The sequence below is a fragment of the Brevundimonas huaxiensis genome (assembly GCF_014218725.1).
Lineage (GTDB): Bacteria > Pseudomonadota > Alphaproteobacteria > Caulobacterales > Caulobacteraceae > Brevundimonas > Brevundimonas huaxiensis.
Map to the genome: position 1 here is coordinate 1 of NZ_JABBJE010000011.1, position 17,706 is coordinate 17,706.

General features: G+C 66.6%; 16 protein-coding genes and 1 pseudogene. 10 read left to right on the forward strand and 7 right to left on the reverse strand.

The window, feature by feature from the left end:
- Positions 1 to 91: 91 nt before the first annotated feature.
- On the reverse strand, positions 92 to 373 hold the full coding sequence (locus HF680_RS14930) for a PAS domain-containing protein (protein WP_205196321.1): 282 nt from the start codon (positions 371 to 373) through the stop codon (positions 92 to 94).
- 255 nt (positions 374 to 628) lie between these two features.
- Between HF680_RS14930 and HF680_RS14935 the strand changes: the two genes are divergently transcribed.
- From HF680_RS14935 to HF680_RS14945, 3 genes are all read left to right on the forward strand, one after another.
- Complete coding sequence (locus tag HF680_RS14935; RefSeq protein WP_185225608.1) at positions 629 to 1,087, forward strand: MarR family winged helix-turn-helix transcriptional regulator; 459 nt, start codon at positions 629 to 631, stop codon at positions 1,085 to 1,087.
- A 114-nt stretch (positions 1,088 to 1,201) separates the two neighbouring features.
- The gene (locus HF680_RS14940; protein ID WP_185225609.1) at positions 1,202 to 2,812 is read left to right on the forward strand and encodes a methyl-accepting chemotaxis protein; all 1,611 of its coding nucleotides are present in this window, start codon (positions 1,202 to 1,204) and stop codon (positions 2,810 to 2,812) included.
- A gap of 2 nt (positions 2,813 to 2,814) precedes the next feature.
- A complete protein-coding gene (locus HF680_RS14945; protein WP_137722168.1) occupies positions 2,815 to 3,075 on the forward strand; it encodes a hypothetical protein in 261 nt (86 codons plus the stop codon).
- 13 nt (positions 3,076 to 3,088) lie between these two features.
- Here the strand turns inward: HF680_RS14945 and HF680_RS14950 are convergent, their stop codons facing one another.
- The gene (locus HF680_RS14950) at positions 3,089 to 4,252 is read right to left on the reverse strand and encodes an MFS transporter (protein WP_185225610.1); all 1,164 of its coding nucleotides are present in this window, start codon (positions 4,250 to 4,252) and stop codon (positions 3,089 to 3,091) included.
- Positions 4,253 to 4,389: 137 nt separating this feature from the next.
- On the opposite strand from HF680_RS14950, the gene HF680_RS14955 reads away from it, so the two are divergent.
- The 3 genes from HF680_RS14955 to HF680_RS16090 all read left to right on the forward strand — a co-directional run bounded on the left by HF680_RS14955 (position 4,390) and on the right by HF680_RS16090 (position 6,841).
- On the forward strand, positions 4,390 to 5,307 hold the full coding sequence (locus HF680_RS14955) for a LysR substrate-binding domain-containing protein (protein WP_235969003.1): 918 nt from the start codon (positions 4,390 to 4,392) through the stop codon (positions 5,305 to 5,307).
- Positions 5,308 to 5,483: 176 nt separating this feature from the next.
- Positions 5,484 to 6,125 (forward strand): cytochrome c oxidase assembly protein, encoded by a 642-nt coding sequence (locus tag HF680_RS14960; protein WP_235969004.1) that lies wholly within the window; start codon positions 5,484 to 5,486, stop codon positions 6,123 to 6,125.
- Complete coding sequence (locus tag HF680_RS16090; protein ID WP_039245638.1) at positions 6,122 to 6,841, forward strand: cytochrome b; 720 nt, start codon at positions 6,122 to 6,124, stop codon at positions 6,839 to 6,841. Before HF680_RS14960 ends, HF680_RS16090 begins: the two co-directional genes overlap by 4 nt.
- Before the next feature lie 7 nt (positions 6,842 to 6,848).
- Here the strand turns inward: HF680_RS16090 and HF680_RS16095 are convergent.
- Positions 6,849 to 7,313: pseudogene (locus HF680_RS16095) on the reverse strand (c-type cytochrome); the annotation flags it as partial.
- Between the two features lie 226 nt (positions 7,314 to 7,539).
- Here HF680_RS16095 and HF680_RS14970 point away from each other — a divergent pair.
- From HF680_RS14970 to HF680_RS14985, 4 genes are read left to right on the forward strand one after another with little or no spacing between them, the layout of a single operon-like run.
- On the forward strand, positions 7,540 to 7,938 hold the full coding sequence (locus HF680_RS14970) for a c-type cytochrome (RefSeq protein WP_185225614.1): 399 nt from the start codon (positions 7,540 to 7,542) through the stop codon (positions 7,936 to 7,938).
- A complete protein-coding gene (coxB, locus tag HF680_RS14975) occupies positions 7,928 to 8,905 on the forward strand; it encodes a cytochrome c oxidase subunit II (protein ID WP_185225615.1) in 978 nt (325 codons plus the stop codon). Before HF680_RS14970 ends, coxB begins: the two co-directional genes overlap by 11 nt.
- Positions 8,902 to 11,448 carry a cbb3-type cytochrome c oxidase subunit I gene (locus HF680_RS14980; RefSeq protein ID WP_185225616.1) on the forward strand — a complete coding sequence of 849 codons (2,547 nt, stop codon included), beginning with the start codon at positions 8,902 to 8,904 and terminating at the stop codon, positions 11,446 to 11,448. The genes coxB and HF680_RS14980 overlap by 4 nt, the downstream gene beginning before the upstream one ends.
- Positions 11,445 to 11,756, forward strand: coding sequence for a hypothetical protein (locus tag HF680_RS14985; protein ID WP_185225617.1), 312 nt, complete (start codon positions 11,445 to 11,447; stop codon positions 11,754 to 11,756). Before HF680_RS14980 ends, HF680_RS14985 begins: the two co-directional genes overlap by 4 nt.
- Before the next feature lie 32 nt (positions 11,757 to 11,788).
- Here HF680_RS14985 and HF680_RS14990 read toward each other — a convergent pair whose 3' ends face one another.
- From HF680_RS14990 to HF680_RS15005, 4 genes are all read right to left on the reverse strand, one after another.
- Entirely contained in the window at positions 11,789 to 13,981 is a 2,193-nt protein-coding gene (locus HF680_RS14990) for a GumC family protein (protein WP_185225618.1), read from the reverse strand.
- 81 nt (positions 13,982 to 14,062) lie between these two features.
- Positions 14,063 to 15,346 carry an outer membrane beta-barrel protein gene (locus HF680_RS14995; RefSeq protein ID WP_185225619.1) on the reverse strand — a complete coding sequence of 428 codons (1,284 nt, stop codon included), beginning with the start codon at positions 15,344 to 15,346 and terminating at the stop codon, positions 14,063 to 14,065.
- Positions 15,347 to 15,368: 22 nt separating this feature from the next.
- On the reverse strand, positions 15,369 to 16,346 hold the full coding sequence (locus tag HF680_RS15000; protein WP_185225630.1) for an SDR family NAD(P)-dependent oxidoreductase: 978 nt from the start codon (positions 16,344 to 16,346) through the stop codon (positions 15,369 to 15,371).
- A complete protein-coding gene (locus HF680_RS15005) occupies positions 16,343 to 17,665 on the reverse strand; it encodes a UDP-glucose dehydrogenase family protein (protein ID WP_185225620.1) in 1,323 nt (440 codons plus the stop codon). The genes HF680_RS15000 and HF680_RS15005 overlap by 4 nt, the downstream gene beginning before the upstream one ends.
- Positions 17,666 to 17,706: the final 41 nt, after the last annotated feature.

The following is a 17,706-nucleotide window of genomic DNA, read 5'->3' on the forward strand; positions in this document are numbered from 1 at the left end:
CTGCTCTTCCGTGAATCTCGCTCGTTTCATTCCGTCCGTCCTTTCAAGGGCCGGACTCTAGCTCCGCGTGGAGGAAATTCTCAGGGGCACGTCAGACCCAGTAGAGGCTGCCGTCCTTGCGACGGTTCCGCAACGTGCCGGTCCAAACCTTGCCGCTGCGGATCGTGCGATACAGATCCTGGAAGAAGGCCTTGGAATGCAGGCCGGAGTTCACGATCCGATGGGTCGAGCCGATCAACTCCTCTCGGCTGTAGCCGCTGACCGCCACGAACTTCTCGTTGCAGTCGGTGATGACGCCATGTCGATCGGTCGTCACCAGGATAGCGGCGACTTCGAGCGCTCTTCGAAGTTCAGCATCCAGCGCGCCTCCCATGCTTATCCCGAGCGATCGGATCGCCGTGGCAGGGTGGGAGGGGTGTCTTTTGACCGACGCCATCGGCTCTTTCCGGTTGTTGCCTCGCCACTTTGTTTCCAAAGACTTGCTCGGCAATCTAGGATTGCGCCGGTGTGAAATCATTTCCTTATAGATGCGCTGTTAGGAGTTCGATAGCCCTAAGGGTTGACCTTCGTCTATCTTGCAGGTTGCGGCCAATCCTGTCACACCAAGCCTATGGGTGTTCGGGGGACGATGGACGAGTTCACCGTGCGGGCGTTCGATGATCCCGCGATGGCGCTGTATGCGCTCGACACCGCCTTGCTCGAACTCGATCGACAGCTCGATCGCGTCCTGCGCGCCGATGGTCAAAGCAATGCCGCCGTCCGCGCCTTGAGCCTGATCGCCAGCGAGGGCCGTCGCGGCGTCAAACAATGCGCTCTCGGATCGACGCTTCAGGCGCCGCCGGCCTCGCTGTCGCGTCTGGTCGATCATCTGGTTCGCGCCGATCTGGTCAAGCGTTCGCCCCATCCGAACGACCGGCGCGTCACCATGCTGGAAATCACCGAGGCAGGCCGCGCTGTTCTGGACGATCGGCGGTCGCAATACGGGCGTCTGGCCGGACTGTTGACCAGCGAGGGTCTGAAGACCGCCGCCCAGCTGGTCCCGCTGCTGCAGGCCATGGCGAAGGACGTCGGTCACGCCGCGACCTGACGTCAGACCGGCGCAAACAATGCTTCCGCTGTGAAACAGTCTACAGCCTGAAGAGACTTCAACCGGCTTTTAGATCGAACCTCGTCCAACTGGCCGCCATGCAAGGGGGCCGTCATGTCGGACGCAATGAATCTGGACCAAAGACTTCGCTTCTTGAAGCTGGACAAGGCCGCGAGGTCCCGTCTTGCTGACGCCAGACCCGTCATCGAGGCCGCGCTTCAGCCCAGCCTTGAAGCCTTTTACGCCCAGGTTCGCGCGACGCCGGACGTGGCCCGCTTCTTCGGCGCGGAAAGCCAGATCGCTGGAGCCAAGGACGCCCAGGCGCGACACTGGGGCCTGATCGCCTCGGGCGCCTTTGATCCCGCCTATGTCGAGGGCGTGCGTCGCATCGGCCAGACCCACGCCCGGATCGGGCTGGAGCCGCGCTGGTACATCGGCGGCTACGCCCTGGTCCTGGAAGGGCTGATCGAGGCGATCGTCTCATCCCACGCCAAGACGCGGTCGCTGTTTTCGAAGCGCGACGACGGCAAGGCCTTGGCGGCGACGCTGGCCAGTGTGGTGAAGGCCGCCATGCTCGACATGGATTTCGTCATTTCGCTGTATCTGGAAGCCTCCGAGACCAAGCGCCTGGAGGCGGACCAGAAGCGCGCAGAGGCAGAGGCCGAGCAGACGCGGGTCGTGGAGGACACGGCGGCGGCTCTGGCGGCCCTGGCGCAGGGCGACCTTCGAACCCGCATCGCGTCCGACTTCACCGGCGGCTACGCGCGCCTGAAGACCGACTTCAACACCGCCATGCAGCGTCTGGACGACGCCATGGCCGAGATCGCCGGCAATACGGGCGCCATGCAACTGGGCGCCGCCGAAATCAGTGAAGCGGCCGACGACCTGTCGCGGCGCACCGAGCATCAGGCGGCGACGCTGGAGGAAACGGCGGCCGCGCTGGACGAGATCACCGCCACGGTAAAGCGGGCGGCCGAAGGCGCCAGTCGCGCCGCCGCGGTCGTCGAAACCTCGCGTCAGTCCGCCGAGCAGTCGCGCGAGGTGGTCAGCCGCGCCGTCGAGGCCATGACCGCGATCGAACAGTCGTCGTCGCAGATCAATCAGATCATCGGCGTCATCGACGAGATCGCTTTCCAGACCAATCTTCTGGCTTTGAACGCCGGCGTCGAGGCCGCGCGCGCAGGCGACGCCGGGCGAGGATTCGCCGTGGTGGCCTCCGAGGTTCGGGCCCTGGCGCAGCGGTCCGCCGAGGCGGCCAAGGAGATCAAGTCGCTGATCACCACCTCGTCCGTCCAGGTGAAGTCCGGCGTGACCTTGGTCGCGGAAACGGGCGAGGCCCTGTCGTCCATCGTCAAGCGCGTCGCCGAAATCGACGAGCTGATGAACGAGATTACGGCCTCGACGCGCGAGCAATCGACGGCGCTGGAAGAGGTCAACACCGCCGTCAACCAGATGGACCAGGTGACCCAGCAGAACGCCGCCATGGTCGAACAGTCGACGGCGGCCAGCCACAGCCTGACCTCTGAAAGCCGTCAGCTGTCGAATCTGGTCCAGCGCTTCAGCCTGACACGCGAAACCGCGCTGGGCAGCCGAGCCCTCGCCGCGCCGGCGCCGCGCAAGCCGAGCGCGCCCCGGCCCATGCGTCCGGCCGCCCTGCGATCTTCCGGCTCTGCCGCCCTGGCCGTCGTGGAGGAGGCGGACACGGCCGGCTGGGAGGAGTTCTGACAATGAGCCAAGGAAGCGCGAGCTACCGGATGACCCTGGCCTGCGGGCGGCTTTTGATGCTCGACGAGATCAATGCGCTGACGTCGCGCTGGAACGAAGCCCTGGCCGCCAGCCAGACCGACGAACAGACCTTCCAGACCATATCCAACGCCTGGCGCGACATGGGCGCCTTCATCAGCCGCGCCGTCTTTCAAAACGCCGCCGACGTCCGCCGACTATCGCTCGAACACCGCTGCCAAAGCGCCGGCAACGACAACGGCTAGCGGACGGGGCTCCCTATTCGGCTGCGACCACGACGGCCGGTCGGCGTGACATCAGCACGATCATCAGCAGACCGAGGGCGGACGCGCCGGCGCCGGCCAGAGCAACAGCTGGGTAGCCGAGGCCGCCGGCGATGACGGCGCCGCCCAGAGCGGCCCCGATGGCGTTGCCGAGATTGAAGGCGCCGATGTTGACAGCCGAAGCCAGGTTCGGGGCGTCACGCGCTGCATCCATCACACGAACCTGAAGCGGCGGCACGAGCGCGAAGCTGGCGATGCCCCACAGGAATATGAGAACGGCGCTTACGCTGGCAAAAGGCATGGCCACGGCGAAGGTCAGCAAGACGAGCGACAGGCCGGCGAGGGTGACGATCAGCGTGCGATCGACGGAACGGTCAGCAAACTTGCCGCCGATCCAGTTGCCGACGGTCAGGCCAAGCCCATAGAGGACGAGCATCGCGGTGATGAAACCCAGCGACGCGCCGGTCTGTTCGCGCAGGATCGGCGTGATGTAGGTGAAGACGGTGAACATGGCGCTGGAACCGATAACCGTCAGGGCCAAGGCCGACAGGACGCGTCTGCGGCCAAGCACGCGCAGTTCAGCCAACATGTCGCCGGCGGCAGGTGCGGCGGCTTTCGGCAGGGTCAGGGCGAGGGCCGCCATCACCATGACGCCGATCATCGCAATGCCCCAGAAGCTGGCCCGCCATCCCAAGGTTTCCCCAGCCCAGGTGGCCAGAGGCACGCCCACGACATTGGCGATGGTCAAGCCCATGAACATGGCAGCCACCGCCCCGGCCTTGCGGTCCGGCGGCACCAACCCGGCGGCGACAATGGCGCCGACGCCAAAGAAGGCGCCATGGTTCAGCGACGTGATGATCCGCGCGATCATCAGCAGGGCGTAGTTGTCAGCCAGCGCAGACAGCGCATTGCCAATCGTGAAGATGCCGGCGAGCCCGATGAGCAGGGCGCGGCGCGGAACACGGCCCGTGGCCAGGGTCATCAAGGGCGCGCCCAGGACGACGCCCAGAGCGTAGGCGCTGATCAGCAGACCGGCCGATGGAATAGAGACGCCCAGATCGGTCGCGATGACGGGCAACAGCCCCATCGGGGCGAACTCGGTCACGCCGATACCGAACGCGCCGGCGGCGAGCGCCAGCAGGGGAGGGTTGAGTTTCATAGGATGGAAATCCGCAGACCAATAAGACTTGCGCACAGATGGACGCGGTCGTGCCCAGCGGTTAGGCCTTTCGGAAGCGAAGGATTTTTGAAATGCACGCAAAGGCGCCGTCAGCGGGCGCGGATCGCGCCCGCGACATGGAGGTGTTCGCGGCTGTGGCTGCGGCCGGCAGCTTTTCAGCGGCCGGTCGGGTTCTTGGGCTGACGCCATCGGCGGTAAGCCGAACGATCGATCGGATCGAGGCGCGACTGGGTGTGCGGCTCGTCCTGCGGACAACCCGCGCCTTGACGTTGACGGTCGAGGGCCAGGCCTATCTGAGCGCCGCACGGAGAATTGTCGCCGACCTGGATGAGGCCGAGCAGTCCATCTCGGACCAGGGCGCGCCGCAGGGACGCCTAAGGGTCAGCGCATCCTTGGCGCACGGTCGGCAGGTAGTCGTGCCGCTGATCGGCGCGTTCGTGGCGCGCTACCCGCAAATCCTCGTCGATATCAATTTGACGGATACGGTCGTGGATGTCGCGGCCGGACAGGCCGATGTCGCCATTCGCTTCGGACCGCTGCTGGACAGTCCGCTGACGGCGCGACGGCTCGGTGAGACAGGGCGAACGATCGTGGCGTCGCCAGCCTATCTCGCGCGTCGCGGCGTGCCGCACGTGCCAGAGGACCTACACCAACATGACTGTCTGAATTTCAACTTCCGAAGACTGGAGCCCGTGTGGCCTTTTCGACGGGACGGTCGTGACTATGCGCTGACGGTTCGCGGCCCCGTGGAAGCGAACAATGGCGAGAGCCTGACGCAACTTGCGCTGGCCGGCGTCGGCATAACGCGCGTGGGCAACTTCAGCGTCGCCGACGCCATTGCGAAGGGAGAGCTCGTGCCGCTGCTTGAGGATTTCAATCCTGGCGATCGTGAGCCCATCCATGCCGTCTTTGTCGGCGGCGCCAGCGTTCCCGCTCGCATCCGGGTGTTCGTCGACTTCTTGGTCGATCAACTGCGGCCACGGTCGGTTGCAAGGGACGCGACCGAGGTCGCCCCTGGTGCTGACACGGGGTGATCGCGGCAAATCGTCGTGGAAATGATGCGCGCGGAACCGTCACCGCTGGCTTGGCTTTTCCCATTCACGGGGATCAGGAGATCCTGCAAGCGGTTGGGGGTACAGCTTTGAGTTGGATGCCGTATTGCGGTCCTGCGCCAGCCCTTGGCGAGTGGCGCTGGAATCTTGATCCGATCTTGCTGGCCGTCCTCGTTGCAGCCGCGGGCCTGGTCCTGTGGCGGCTGGAAGGGCGGCGGCGCGGTTATGGCCTGGCGGCCGTAGCGGTATTGGCCGTTGGATTTGTGTCCCCCCTGTGCGCCCTCAGTTCGGCGCTGTTCTCGGTACGGACGGTGCATCATGTGCTGTTGGTCGGCCTCGCCGCGCCCTTGCTCTCGGCGGCCTTGCCGTCGAGGCGCTACGGATCGCTGATCCTGGCGACGGCGGTGCAAGCGGTGGTGTTCTGGGCCTGGCACGCGCCTGACGCCTATGGCGCCGCCCTGTCGAACGATGCGGTCTATTGGGTGATGCAGATCAGTCTACTGGCGAGCGCCGGCTGGTTCTGGTGCGCGGCGCGGTCGGCGTCTGCGCCGGCGGCGGTCATCGCCCTATTGGCGGCCATGCTGGCAATGGGGCTGCTCGGGGCGGTGCTGACCTTTGCGGGGCAGGCGGTTTATGCGCCCCATGCCTATTCGACCCTGGCCTGGGGCATGACGCCGCTCGAGGATCAGCAGGCGGCTGGGCTGATCATGTGGGCGCCGGCGGCGGCGCTGTATCTGTTCGCCGCCCTGTGGCGGCTGGGGCGAATGATCGGCCCCGACGCCGAGGCGCATCCGGCATGATCGAAAGACTGTTCAGGCAGCTGCTGGAATGGGCGGCGGGTCACCATGACGAGGGTCGCTACTCGCCCGTCGGCATCGGCTTTCATTGGGTGATGGCGGGGCTGGTGATCTTCCAGCTCGGTTGGGGCTGGTGGATGGGACGCCAGCCGGTGGGCGGCGCCATGATGGCCGCCTACGACCTGCATTTCGCGATCGGCGTGCTGATGCTGATCCTGGTGATCGGCCGGTTGTCGTGGCGACTGCTGGCGCCCGACCTGATCAATGATGCGGACAAGCCGGGTTGGGAGAGCATGGCCGCCCATGTGACCCACTATGTCTTCTACATCTGCCTGTTCGGCCTGCCACTGTCGGGCTGGGCCATGATTTCGGCGACGGATCGGACGCGCCAGCTGGAGACGTTGGGGTTCATCAAATGGCCGCTGCTGCCGCTGCAGGATCTGTCCAACACCCAGCTATGGGCGATCGAGGCGGCGGCGGAGTGGATGCACTGGGGACTGGTCATCACCCTGCTGCTGATGATTCCCATCCACGCCGGCGCCGCGCTCAAGCACCATCTGATCGATAGGGACGACGTGTTTCACGCGATGCTGCCGGTCGTGCCGCAGCTTCGACCGAAGCGGACCCGGTGGCAGCGGCGCTGGCGCGCGCTGGAGAAGCGGGTTGCGTCGACAGCCAGGACGCTATGGCGCGGGCTTCTGGGTCCGAAAGCGATTTGACGGCGGCGGCCATGACCCCGCGCGGGTCGTTGCGGCGTTTGCCCGCTTTCCAGCGGTCGATCTGTTCAAGCGTGTAAGCGGCGGGCTGACCGGCGATCTGCGGATTGCCGCCCTGGCCCGAGCCTTGCCCCCGGTCGCCGTGACATGAGGCGCAGGCGACGATGCCGCGCGAGGGGTCGCCGTTCAGATAGAGGGCGGGCGCAGGCGCCATCGACGCGGGCGTTTGCGTCGGCGGCGCGGGCAGGGCGGCGTAGTAGGCGGCGACCTCGCGTCGGCCCTGCTGGTCCAAGGCCTTGGCGATGCGGGTCATGGCGTCGTCGGGACGCAGGCCCGATGCATAGTCTTCCAACTGCTTTTGCAGATAGCCGGCGTCCAGGCCCGCAAGCCGCGGGGCGGCGACCCCGTCCCCGCCGCCGTCCAGGCCGTGACAGGTAAAGCAGGCGTTGGCCGCCCCGCCGGCGCCGCCGCTCATGGCGATGACCTGACCATTCGCCGTGAACGTGCGATCCGTCTGGCCCGGCGTGGAGTCGCAGGCGGCCAGGCCGGTCAGCAGAACAAGGACGGAAAGGGAGGCGCGCACGGCGGTGCAACACCTGCTTATGGCGAAGGTTCCTTGTGGCGATACGCCGAGGCTCCATGTCGCAGTCGGGAACCTCCGTCCGACAAGAGGATTGCTCTGGCGAAGCTTTGGGGGGCGGATGGGTTTTCGGACAGCGGGCGAGGCGATGGGACGACGGGCGGCGGCCTGCGCGCTGGCGCTTGCCGTGTGCGCCTGCGTGGACAAGTCCGACCTGCCTCGGCCGGTGGTTCAGGCCGACGCAGCCGCCGGACTGACGGTAATCAAGGAGGTCGGTTGCGCCGCCTGTCACCGCATCCCCGGCGTCGCCTGGCCCGAGGGCCGGTCCGGCTCGAACCTTGCCGGGTTCGGCGCGCGTCCCCTGATCGCCGGACGTCTGCCGAACCAGCCCGATACTCTGATCCGCTGGCTGATCGACGCGCCGTCGATGGATCCCGGAACCGCCATGCCGCCCATGCCCCTGACGCAAGACCAAGCCCGCGACGTTGCGGCCTATCTGTACACGCTCGATGAAGACTGACGCCCCTCCCGGAATCGCCGGCTGGCCGCCGCCCGTACTGGATCCGGCCGGGCCATTCGCCGGACCGATCCAGACCGTGGCCTGGGTTCTCTTCATCATGGCGGCGGTGGTCATGGTCGTGGTGGCCGTGGCGCTCGGCATCGCCCTGTTCGGTCCGCGCAAGTGGAAGCGGCGGGTCGGCGGCGAGCGCCTGATCTGGATTGCGGGACTGGTCTTCCCGGTGGTCGTTCTGACCGGACTGCTGGTCTATGGGCTGACCACGACCGCGCGGGTGGCGGATGCGCCCAAGCCCGGCGAAATGCGGGTGCGCGTCACCGGCGAAATGTGGTGGTGGCGCGTCGCCTATCTGGATGGTCAGGGGCGAGAGATCGTGCAGGACGCCAATGAGGTCCATATCCCGGCCGGCCAGCCTGTCGTGTTCGAGCTGGAAAGCGCGGACGTGATCCACAGCTTCTGGGTGCCGCGCCTGGGCGGAAAGACCGACATGATCCCCGGCCGCCGCAACTTCATGCGCCTGCAAGCCGATGCCCCTGGAACCTACGGCGGCCAATGCGCCGAATACTGCGGCGGTCCTCACGCCCTGATGGGGCTAGTGGTCGTGGCCCATGCGCCGGACGACTACGCCGCCTGGTTGGCGCGTCAGTCACGGCCGGCCGCCGTCGTGCCCTCGGCCCAAGGGCCGCTCGCCTTGATCGACCAGGGGCGTAGCGTCTACGCCGCCTCGGGCTGCGCCGCCTGTCACACCATTCGCGGCACCGAGGCGAACGGTCTGGCGGGACCGGACCTGACCCACGTCGGCTCTCGCCAGACGCTGGGCGCCGGCATCCTGCCGAACAATCAGGGGACGATGGCCGGCTGGATTTCGGACAGCCAGAGCCTGAAGCCCGGAAATCGGATGCCGTCCTATGCGGTCCTGTCGGGCCAGGACGTGCGCGCCGTCGCCGCCTATCTGGAAAGCCTGAAATGAGTTCGGAAACCGGGTTCGATCCCGAACTCTACAAACGCTTCCCCACCACCGAAGCCCGGCCCGAGGGCGAGCTGGAGCAGCTCGACGAGGTCTGGTGCGGCCCGCGGCGGCCGTGGGAGTGGATCACGGCGATCAACAACAACTACATCGGCGTCTATTACGTCGGCGCGGCCATGCTGTTCTTCGTGCTGGCGGGCGTGCTGGCGCTGTTGATGCGCACCCAGCTGGCCCTGCCGATGACGGGCTTCCTGGCGCAAGAAACCTACAATCAGATCTTCACCATGCACGGCACGGTGATGATGTTCCTGTTCGCGGTGCCCGCGGTCGAGGCGCTGGGCGTGCTGTTGCTGCCGCAGATGCTGGGGGCGCGCGACCTGCCGTTCCCGAGGCTGAGCGCCTACGCCTTCTGGGCCTATCTGGTCGGGGGGTTGTGCTTCTTCGCCTCGTTGTTCTTCGGCTTGGCGCCGAACGGCGGCTGGTTCATGTATCCGCCGTTGACGTCGATGACCTATTCGCCGGGGATCAACGCCGACTTCTGGCTCCTGGGCATCGGCTTCATCGAAATTTCGGCCATCGCCGGCGCCATCGAGATCATCGTCGGGGTGCTGAAGACGCGCGCGCCGGGCATGACGCTGGACAAGCTGCCGATCTTCGCCTGGGCCATGCTGATCTTCGCCTGCATGATCATCATCGCCTTCCCGTCGATCATTCTATCGACCCTGCTGCTGGAGCTGGAACGTGCGCTGGGCTGGCCCTTCTTCGATGCGGCCAAGGGCGGCGACCCGATGTTGTGGCAGCACCTATTCTGGTTCTTCGGCCACCCCGAGGTCTACATCATCTTCCTGCCGGCGGCGGGGGCGATGTCGACCCTGATCCCGGCCGTCGCCCAAACCAAGCTGGTCGGTTATCGGCTGGTGGTCCTGGCCATGCTGGCGACCGGCTTCATCAGCTTCGGCGTCTGGGCGCACCACATGTTCACCACGGGCATGCCGCAGATCTCGATCAACTATTTCAGCGCCGCCTCCATGGCCGTCAGCGTGCCGGCGGGGGTGCAGGTCTTCGCCTGGATCGCCACCCTGGCGGCGGGCAAGATGCGGTTCAACACGCCCGGCCTGTTCGCCGTCGGGGGGCTGGTGATCTTCGTCATGGGCGGGCTGACCGGGGTGATGGTGGCCATGGTGCCGTTCGACTGGCAGGCCCACGACAGCTATTTCATCGTCGCCCACCTGCATTACGTCCTGATCGGCGGGATGGTCTTCCCGCTGTTCGCCGCCATCTACTACTGGACGCCGATGTCCAGCAGCCGGCCGCTGAGCGAGCCGTGGGGCAAGTGGATCTTCTGGCTGATGTTCGTCGGTCACAACGTCACCTTCATGCCCATGCACCTGACCGGGCTGATGGGCATGCCGCGCCGGGTCTATACCTATCTGCCGGATCGGGGCTGGGACCTGCCCAATATGATCTCGACCGTCGGCTCCTTCATGTTCGGCCTGGCGGTGGTGTTGTGGATGATCGACATGATCCGCAACTTCCGGCCCTTCGGCGAGAAGGACGCGGGCAATGTCTTTGGCGGTCCGGGGCTGGAGTGGCTGCCCGCCGGCCGCTACTCGTTGCGGTCCGTCCCGGTGATTAAGAGCCTGTATCCGGTGTGGGATCAACCGAACCTGGCGCGCGACGTCGAGGCCGGCCGCTACTTCTTGCCCGGCGCGCCGCGTGGCGAGCGCGAGACCATGATCACCAGTCCGATCAACGCCGAGCCTCAATACCTCCAGCGGATGCCCCGGCCGTCCAGCTGGTATGTCTGGGGCGCGATCTTCACCGCCGGCTTCTTTTTGATCCTGACGATCCAGGCCTACGTCGCTTCCTTGGTCAGCGGCGTGCTGGCCATCTACTGCATCCTCAAATGGTGCTGGGGACTGGATCGGCCCAGCGGTCCTGCGACGGTGGATGTCGGCGGCGGCGTGCGACTGCCGACCTATGTGTCCGGCCCCAGCAGTCACGGCTGGTGGGCGATGGTCATCACCCTGATCGTGTCGGGCATGGTCGCGATCATGGCCTGCTTCTCCTACGTCTTCCTGTGGAGCCGCCGACCGGACCTGTGGCAGGCGCCGCCCGAGATCGGCTCGCTGCTCTTGACCCTGGGCCTGCTGGCGGCCGCGGGGATCGGCGCCTGGGCGTCTCAAGGCGCGCTGAAGCTGGACCGGCCGCGCAGCGCCGGCATCGCCGCCGTCCTGATGCTGGTCGCCACCCTGGCGGCGGGCGGCGCCTTTGCGGCCGAGGCCTCGGCCTGGTGGAACTCGGGCCTTCGCCCTGACGCCTCAAGCCAAGGCGCGACCGTCTATGCGCTGTTGGCCTGGCAGGGGACATTCGTCGGCATTTCGTTGTTGATGGGGCCGTTCGTCCTGCTGCGCTGGCTCTGCGGCCTGGTGTCGCCGCGTTACCCGGCGACGTTTGAGGTGATCGCCCTGTTCGTGGCCTTCACGGCGGTTCAGGGCGCGGCGACGACCCTTCTGATCCGCCTGTTCCCGGGCGTCGGCGCATGAGGTTCTGGCTGCTGATGCTGGGGGGCCTGCTGATCTGGGCCGCCCATTTCTTGGGCCTGTATCTGCTATCCAGCGCCGCCGACGTGGCGCGTGGCGACGCCGGTGCGTGGAACGCTTTCGGGCTGACTTTCAGCGCCCTCTGCCTGGCTAGCATTGGGGCCCTATGTTGGAAATGCCTGATTGCCCTGCGTGCAAAGCCGGAAGCGACACAGTCCTTCGGCTTGCGCCTGGCGATCGCCGGCAGCTTGCTTGGCGCAATCGGCGTTGTGTTTCAAACTCTGGTGCTCGTCGTCGGTGGTAGAATGTGAAGCTGATTGTGCGGCCTGAACTCTACCGACAATCAGGCCGCATAGTATTTTCTGTAGGCCCGGTAATCATAGTCGGCTTGGCCATAGCCTAGGCCAGCCTGCGCCCGGACATCGACCTGGCTCAGGGTGACACCGGAAAGGCGAACACCGGATTGGCCCAGGATGCGGATTGCGGCGGAGACGGCGCGCGCGGGGGTCTTTCGCCAGCGTGCGAGCAGGACGACGGTGTCGGCCTTGGCCGCCAAGATACGGGCGTCGGCGAGGACCAGGACGGGCGCGGTGTCGATGACGATCAGGTCGAAGGCCTGACGCAGGTCGTCGAGCAGGGCGGTCATCGGCGGGGCGCCGAACAGGTCGTCGGCCGACAGGCCTGATCCCGACAGGGGCAGAACCTGTGCGCCGGAGTCCGGGTCCAGCACCAGGACGTTTCGCCAAGCCGCCGCGCCGTGCAGGACCTCGGCCAGGCCGTGATCTGGGTTCAGGCCCAGCATCCGTGTCACGCCGCGCCGACGTGGGTCGCCGTCGATCAAGAGAACGCGTCCGCCGGAGCGCGCGGCGACGCGGGCCAGACAGACGGCTGTGGTGGTCTTGCCTTCGCCGGGCAGGGCGGAGGTGACGGCGACGATGCGCGCGGACGGTTCACCCACGACGCTGACGATGGGAGTGATCGACGTGCGTAGCGCCCGGAAGGCCTCGGCGAAGACCGATAGCGGGCGTTGGACGACGAGATCGATCGGGTGCAGCGTCTGATCCTCCGCCGTCGCCACCGAAGAGGCCAGCGGAACGCCGCCGACAGCCCCGACGCCCAGCCTGCGCTCGATGTCATCGGGGCCGCTGAGGCCTGTCTGCATGGCGTTGGCGATGACGACGGCCCCGGTTCCCGCCGCCGCGCCGAGCACCAGGCCCAGCGCGAGGGTGATCATCAGGTTCGGTGCGCTTTGCGCGGTCGGAGGCGTGGCGCGCGAGACGATGCGGGTGTCCGCCTGTTCGACCCCGGTTTGGGCGCTGGTCTCGCGATAACGATCCAGGAAGGCGCGGTAGACGGCGCGGGCGGCTTCGGCCTCGCCTTCCAGTTCGCGCAGGCGCACCGAGGCGGCATTGTTGTCGGCCAGGGCGCCGCGCGCGGCGTCCAGGCTGGACTGCACCGAGGCGGCGCGTTGGCGGGCGACCTGGGCCTGGGCGTCCAGGTTGGAGACGACACGGCGGATCTCGGCCTGGATCTGGGCGTCGATGTCGGCCAACTCCTGACGGGCGCGGATCATGTCGGGGTGTAGCGGGCCATAACGGACGGAGAGGTCCGCAACGCGGGTGCTGATCGCCGCGCGCTGGGCGCGCAGGTTCTGAACCACGGGCGAGGACAGGGCCTCGCCCACATCGTCGCCGTTGGAGCCGGCCGCCATCTGGGCGCGGGCGGTGCGCAGGCGGGCGTCCTGCTCGGCCTGCTGTGCGCGGGCCAAGGCGAGTTGCTGGTTGTAGGCCGAGATCTCCTGCTCGGTCAGGGTGGCGCCCTGGGCGCTGAGCAGGCCGTTTTCTATCCGGTAGGCTGAGACGGCCGCGTCGGCGGCCTCGACTTGGCTGCGCAGATCTTCCAGCCGGGCGCCCAGGAAGGTGTTGGCCTGGGCGTTAGCGTCGAATTTGGCGGTGAGTTGAGACTGGAGATAGGCGTCAGCGAAGGCGTTGGCGATGCGGGCCGCCTTGATCGGACTTTCGGAGGTGAAGCTGACCGCCATCGAATAGGTCAGGCCGACGCGGCGCACGGTCAGGCGTCGCCGGACGGCGTCGATAACCTGCTGAAGCTCGATCTGAGGGTCGGCAGCTGCAGGCGTGGCGCGTGACAGGCGCCGGGTAAGGGGCGAGGATCGCAGGCGAGCGTTGAACTCGGGATCGCGGATCAGGCCCAGCGTCTGCACGACTTGGGCGGCAAGCTGGGGTGACTTCAGAACTTCGACCTCGGTGTCGACGATGGCCGCCTCGGCGTCGAGCGCCGACAGCACGGCCTGTCCCGCGACGACCTGTTCCTTGCGGGTGTTGATCTGGAGGCTGGCGGTCGCGGTGTAGACCGGCGGCTGGCCCAGCATCAGCGCCAGCACGATCAGGCAGACGACGGCTGCGACAGCGGTGAACAGACCGAGACGACGCCGGAAGGCGGCGATCAGGGCGTGGAGGTCGATGGCGTCGTCCGCCGGCTGGCCGGGACCGCCCATCGCGGTGTCGTGGTAGGTCATCGCGCCATCGAACGGTGATCGTCCCGTCCAGTCCTGCGATGACGCCTTCAGGTTGTCAATCTTCGCGCTTTGGCCGTGTGTTCAGAACTGCGAGACGACCGCGACGGACAGGCGCGTCGAGTGATAGCTCGGTCCTGCAACCGCGCCGGACGAGGATTGGTCGAGATAGGTCAGACCGGCGGTCAGGCCATAGCGACGGTTGAGGCGATAGACGGCGCTAAAACCAGCGGTAAAGCGGGTGTCGGAGCGGTCGAGGCCGTTATAGTCGTCTTCGCTCCACGCCGTTTCCGCCGTCAGGATCAGATTGCGCAGCAGTTCGTGGTCTGCGCCGATCGACACGTCGGTGCGCAGGGCGCCGGCTGAGCCGACCACGCCGGTGTCCGCGACGCTGCGCGCGGCGGTGGCGGTCAGAGTCGTCAGTTGCGTGGGAAACCACGACAGGCGCGCACGCCCGCCGAAGCCGTCGAGATCTCCATAGGCTGTGTTCCGAAACTCCTGACGGATGTATCCGGCGGCGACCTCGCCCCGGACCAGGGCTCCGAGCTCGAAGTCCACGCCAGCCAGCACTTCGTGGCCGGAAGAGGATCGTTCCGGCGACCCTGCCACCTTGCGATAGTCGCGGTCATCGCGTGCGACCTGAAAGAAAAGGGCTGTCGCGGGGGAGAGGGCGTAGTCGGCGCGGCCGGTCAGGCGGGCGGCGGTGCGATCCCGAACGTCCTGTTCGATGACTGCGCCGGCGTCGTTAAGCCCATCGCGGTAGTCATAACGAAGAACCGCGGCGTCGGCCCGGAGGCGCAACCGACCCCTCGTACGCGTCGCCGCCAGCGAGGTGGACGCTAGATCAAAGGTGATCGGGCGGCGAGCGGCGGGGCCGGCCCCGGCGGCCATGCGGGCCTCGTGATCATGGGCGTAGTCCGCGGCCAGGGTGATGTCGACGCCTCGAACGATGTCGAGACGGCCGGCGCCGCCCAGGCTCCAGTCGGTCGTGTTCTCGCTGTCGAAATCGAGGTTGCGGTCCATCTCGGCGCGGGCGTGGGTTTCAAGCGCATGGCGCGACCAGTTGGATCGGACGACGACTTCAGGCGTCAAGCGCAAGGTCGTTGCAGGCTGAGGGTCGTCTTCAGCCGCGAAGATATTGCCGTCATGGATGACGCTCGACTGAAGCCGGGGAAAGGCCGTGAAGCCGCCGGCCCGGATGCCGAGCGGGTCGTAGGCGGGTTGCGGTCGGTCGCGTACGGCGACCGCACGGTTGCGAACGAAGATGTCGATTTGCGCGTCCTGAGCCGAGCGCAAAGCCTGGGCGAAGGCGTCGGTTGCGCCGAACAGCATCAGGGCGGCGCCGGCCGGCAGGATTTCGCGTCGCATCGGCCCCCCCAGCCTTCTTGCGTCAACCGTTCTCGTATTGACGCCACCAGGCGACGAACTTTTCCAGTCCGATCTTCAGCGGGGCCTTGGGCTGATAACCGCACAGGGCGTTCAGCTTGGAAATGTCCGCATAGGTGGCGGTGACGTCTCCGGGCTGCATGGGCCGCATGATTTTTTTTGCCTCGACGCCCAGCGCGGTTTCCAGCGTGGAGATCATCTCCATCAGGCCGACGGGCTGGCTGTCGCCGATGTTATAGACCTCGTGAACGCCCCGCGCCGGGGGGCGGTCCAGCACGGCGATCACGCCGTCGACGATGTCGTCGATATAGGTGAAGTCGCGCGCCATCTTGCCTTCGCCATAGACCTCGATCGGCTCGCCGCGCACGATCTTCTGGGTGAAGCTGAAATAGGCCATGTCGGGCCGGCCCCAGGGGCCATAGACAGTGAAGAACCGCAGGCCCGATTGCGGAAAGCCGTAGAGCTTGGCGTAGCTCTGGCTCATCAGTTCGCACGAGCGTTTGGTCGCGGCGTAGAGCGACACCGGGTGGACGGTCGGATCGTCCTCTCGGAAGCCCGAACCCTCCAGCGGCCGGTCGCCATAGACGGAACTCGACGAGGCATAGACCAGGTGGGTCACGTCACTGTGCCGCGCGGCCTCCAGCATCGACAGATGGCCGGCCAGGTTGGACCGCTCGTAGGCGAAGGGGTTCTCGAGGGAGTAGCGGACCCCGGCCTGGGCCGCGAGGTGGACAATCCGCTTGACCCCGGCATCCGCGACCAGCGCACGCATCTGCGCGTGGTCGGCGATGTCGGCGCGGACCATCTTGAAGCCGTCTTGCCCTTCCAGCCGGGCGGCGCGGGCGGCCTTCAGGCGCGGATCATAGTAGTCGTTTAAGACATCGACGCCGATCACCTGCTCGCCCCGGTCCAGCAGACGCTCGGCGACGTGCATGCCGATGAAGCCGGCCGCGCCTGTGACGAGGATCGGCGCGCCCATCAGCCGCGCCCGATGCCCATGAAGCGGAAGCCGCGATGCTTCATGTCCTCGGACCGATAGATGTTACGCAGATCGACCAGGACCGGCTGTTTCATCAGCAGCTTGATGCGGTCCAGATCCAGGGCGCGGAACTGGTCCCATTCGGTGACGAGGACGACGGCGTCGGCGCCGACGACGGCGTCATAGGCGCTGTCCTTCATCTGGATGTCGGGCAACAGCTTGGCGGCCTCGTGCATGCCTTCGGGATCGAAGGCCTGGACGGTCGCGCCGGCGGCGATCAGGGCAGGCGCGATGTCCAGCGACGGGGCGTCACGCATGTCGTCGGTGTTGGGCTTGAACGTCAGGCCCAGGAGGGCGATCGTCTTGCCCTGGACGCTCGTGCCCAGGGTCGCGGCGACGCGGTCGGCCATGGCCTTCTTGCGGGCGTCGTTGACCTCGACCGTGGCCTCGATCAGCTTTGTCGGGGCCCCATATTGCTGGGCGGTGCGGACCAGGGCGATCGTGTCCTTGGGGAAGCACGAGCCGCCATAGCCCGGTCCGGCGTGCAGGAATTTCGAGCCGATGCGCTTGTCCAGGCCGATGCCGCGTGCGACCTGCTGAACGTCGGCGCCGACGGCTTCGCACAGGTCGGCCATCTCGTTGATGAAGGTGATCTTCATCGCCAGGAAGGCGTTGGCGGCGTATTTGATCAGCTCGGACGTGCGACGGCCCACGAACAGCAGCGGGCTCTCGTTCAGGTTCAGCGGACGGTAAAGTTCGCTCATGACCTTCTGCGCGCGGCCGCCGGCGTCGCCGGTTATGTCGTCGATGCCGATGACCACGCGGTCGGGACGTTTGAAGTCGCCGATGGCGGCGCCTTCACGCAGGAACTCGGGGTTGGAGACGACGGCGAAGTCGGCGTTCGGATTGGTCTTCTTGATGATGGCTTCGACTTCGTCGCCCGTGCCGACCGGAACGGTCGACTTGGTGACGACGACCGTGAAGCCTTCGATCAGGCCGGCGATTTCTTCAGCGGCGGCGTGGACGTAGGACAGGTCGGCATGACCGTCGCCGCGCCGCGTCGGCGTGCCCACGGCGATGAAGACGGCGTCGGCCCGGCGAATGGCCTCGGCGCCGTCCAGGGTGAAGAACAGTCGACCCTCGCGCACATTGGCGGCGACCAGATCATCCAGCCCCGGCTCATAGATCGGGATTTCGCCCCGCTCCAGCCGCTCGATCTTGGACGGGTCCTTGTCGATGCAGGTGACGACATGGCCGAAGTCGGCGAAACAGGCGCCGGAAACCAGGCCCACATAGCCCGTCCCAATCATCGCTACGCGCATCGAAATCCCTCATCAGCCGCGAGCCGACCTTTAGCGGTGCG

What these genes read in the sequence shown, in the direction of transcription:
- HF680_RS14930 (WP_205196321.1), bottom strand. Translation starts at nt 373, where the DNA reads ATGGGAGGCGCGCTGGATGCTGAACTTCGAAGAGCGCTCGAAGTCGCC.
- HF680_RS14935 (WP_185225608.1), top strand. Translation starts at nt 629, where the DNA reads ATGGACGAGTTCACCGTGCGGGCGTTCGATGATCCCGCGATGGCGCTG.
- HF680_RS14940 (WP_185225609.1), top strand. Translation starts at nt 1,202, where the DNA reads ATGTCGGACGCAATGAATCTGGACCAAAGACTTCGCTTCTTGAAGCTG.
- HF680_RS14945 (WP_137722168.1), top strand. Translation starts at nt 2,815, where the DNA reads ATGAGCCAAGGAAGCGCGAGCTACCGGATGACCCTGGCCTGCGGGCGG.
- HF680_RS14950 (WP_185225610.1), bottom strand. Translation starts at nt 4,252, where the DNA reads ATGAAACTCAACCCTCCCCTGCTGGCGCTCGCCGCCGGCGCGTTCGGT.
- HF680_RS14955 (WP_235969003.1), top strand. Translation starts at nt 4,390, where the DNA reads ATGGAGGTGTTCGCGGCTGTGGCTGCGGCCGGCAGCTTTTCAGCGGCC.
- HF680_RS16090 (WP_039245638.1), top strand. Translation starts at nt 6,122, where the DNA reads ATGATCGAAAGACTGTTCAGGCAGCTGCTGGAATGGGCGGCGGGTCAC.
- HF680_RS14970 (WP_185225614.1), top strand. Translation starts at nt 7,540, where the DNA reads ATGGGTTTTCGGACAGCGGGCGAGGCGATGGGACGACGGGCGGCGGCC.
- coxB (WP_185225615.1), top strand. Translation starts at nt 7,928, where the DNA reads ATGAAGACTGACGCCCCTCCCGGAATCGCCGGCTGGCCGCCGCCCGTA.
- HF680_RS14980 (WP_185225616.1), top strand. Translation starts at nt 8,902, where the DNA reads ATGAGTTCGGAAACCGGGTTCGATCCCGAACTCTACAAACGCTTCCCC.
- HF680_RS14985 (WP_185225617.1), top strand. Translation starts at nt 11,445, where the DNA reads ATGAGGTTCTGGCTGCTGATGCTGGGGGGCCTGCTGATCTGGGCCGCC.
- HF680_RS14990 (WP_185225618.1), bottom strand. Translation starts at nt 13,981, where the DNA reads ATGACCTACCACGACACCGCGATGGGCGGTCCCGGCCAGCCGGCGGAC.
- HF680_RS14995 (WP_185225619.1), bottom strand. Translation starts at nt 15,346, where the DNA reads ATGCGACGCGAAATCCTGCCGGCCGGCGCCGCCCTGATGCTGTTCGGC.
- HF680_RS15005 (WP_185225620.1), bottom strand. Translation starts at nt 17,665, where the DNA reads ATGCGCGTAGCGATGATTGGGACGGGCTATGTGGGCCTGGTTTCCGGC.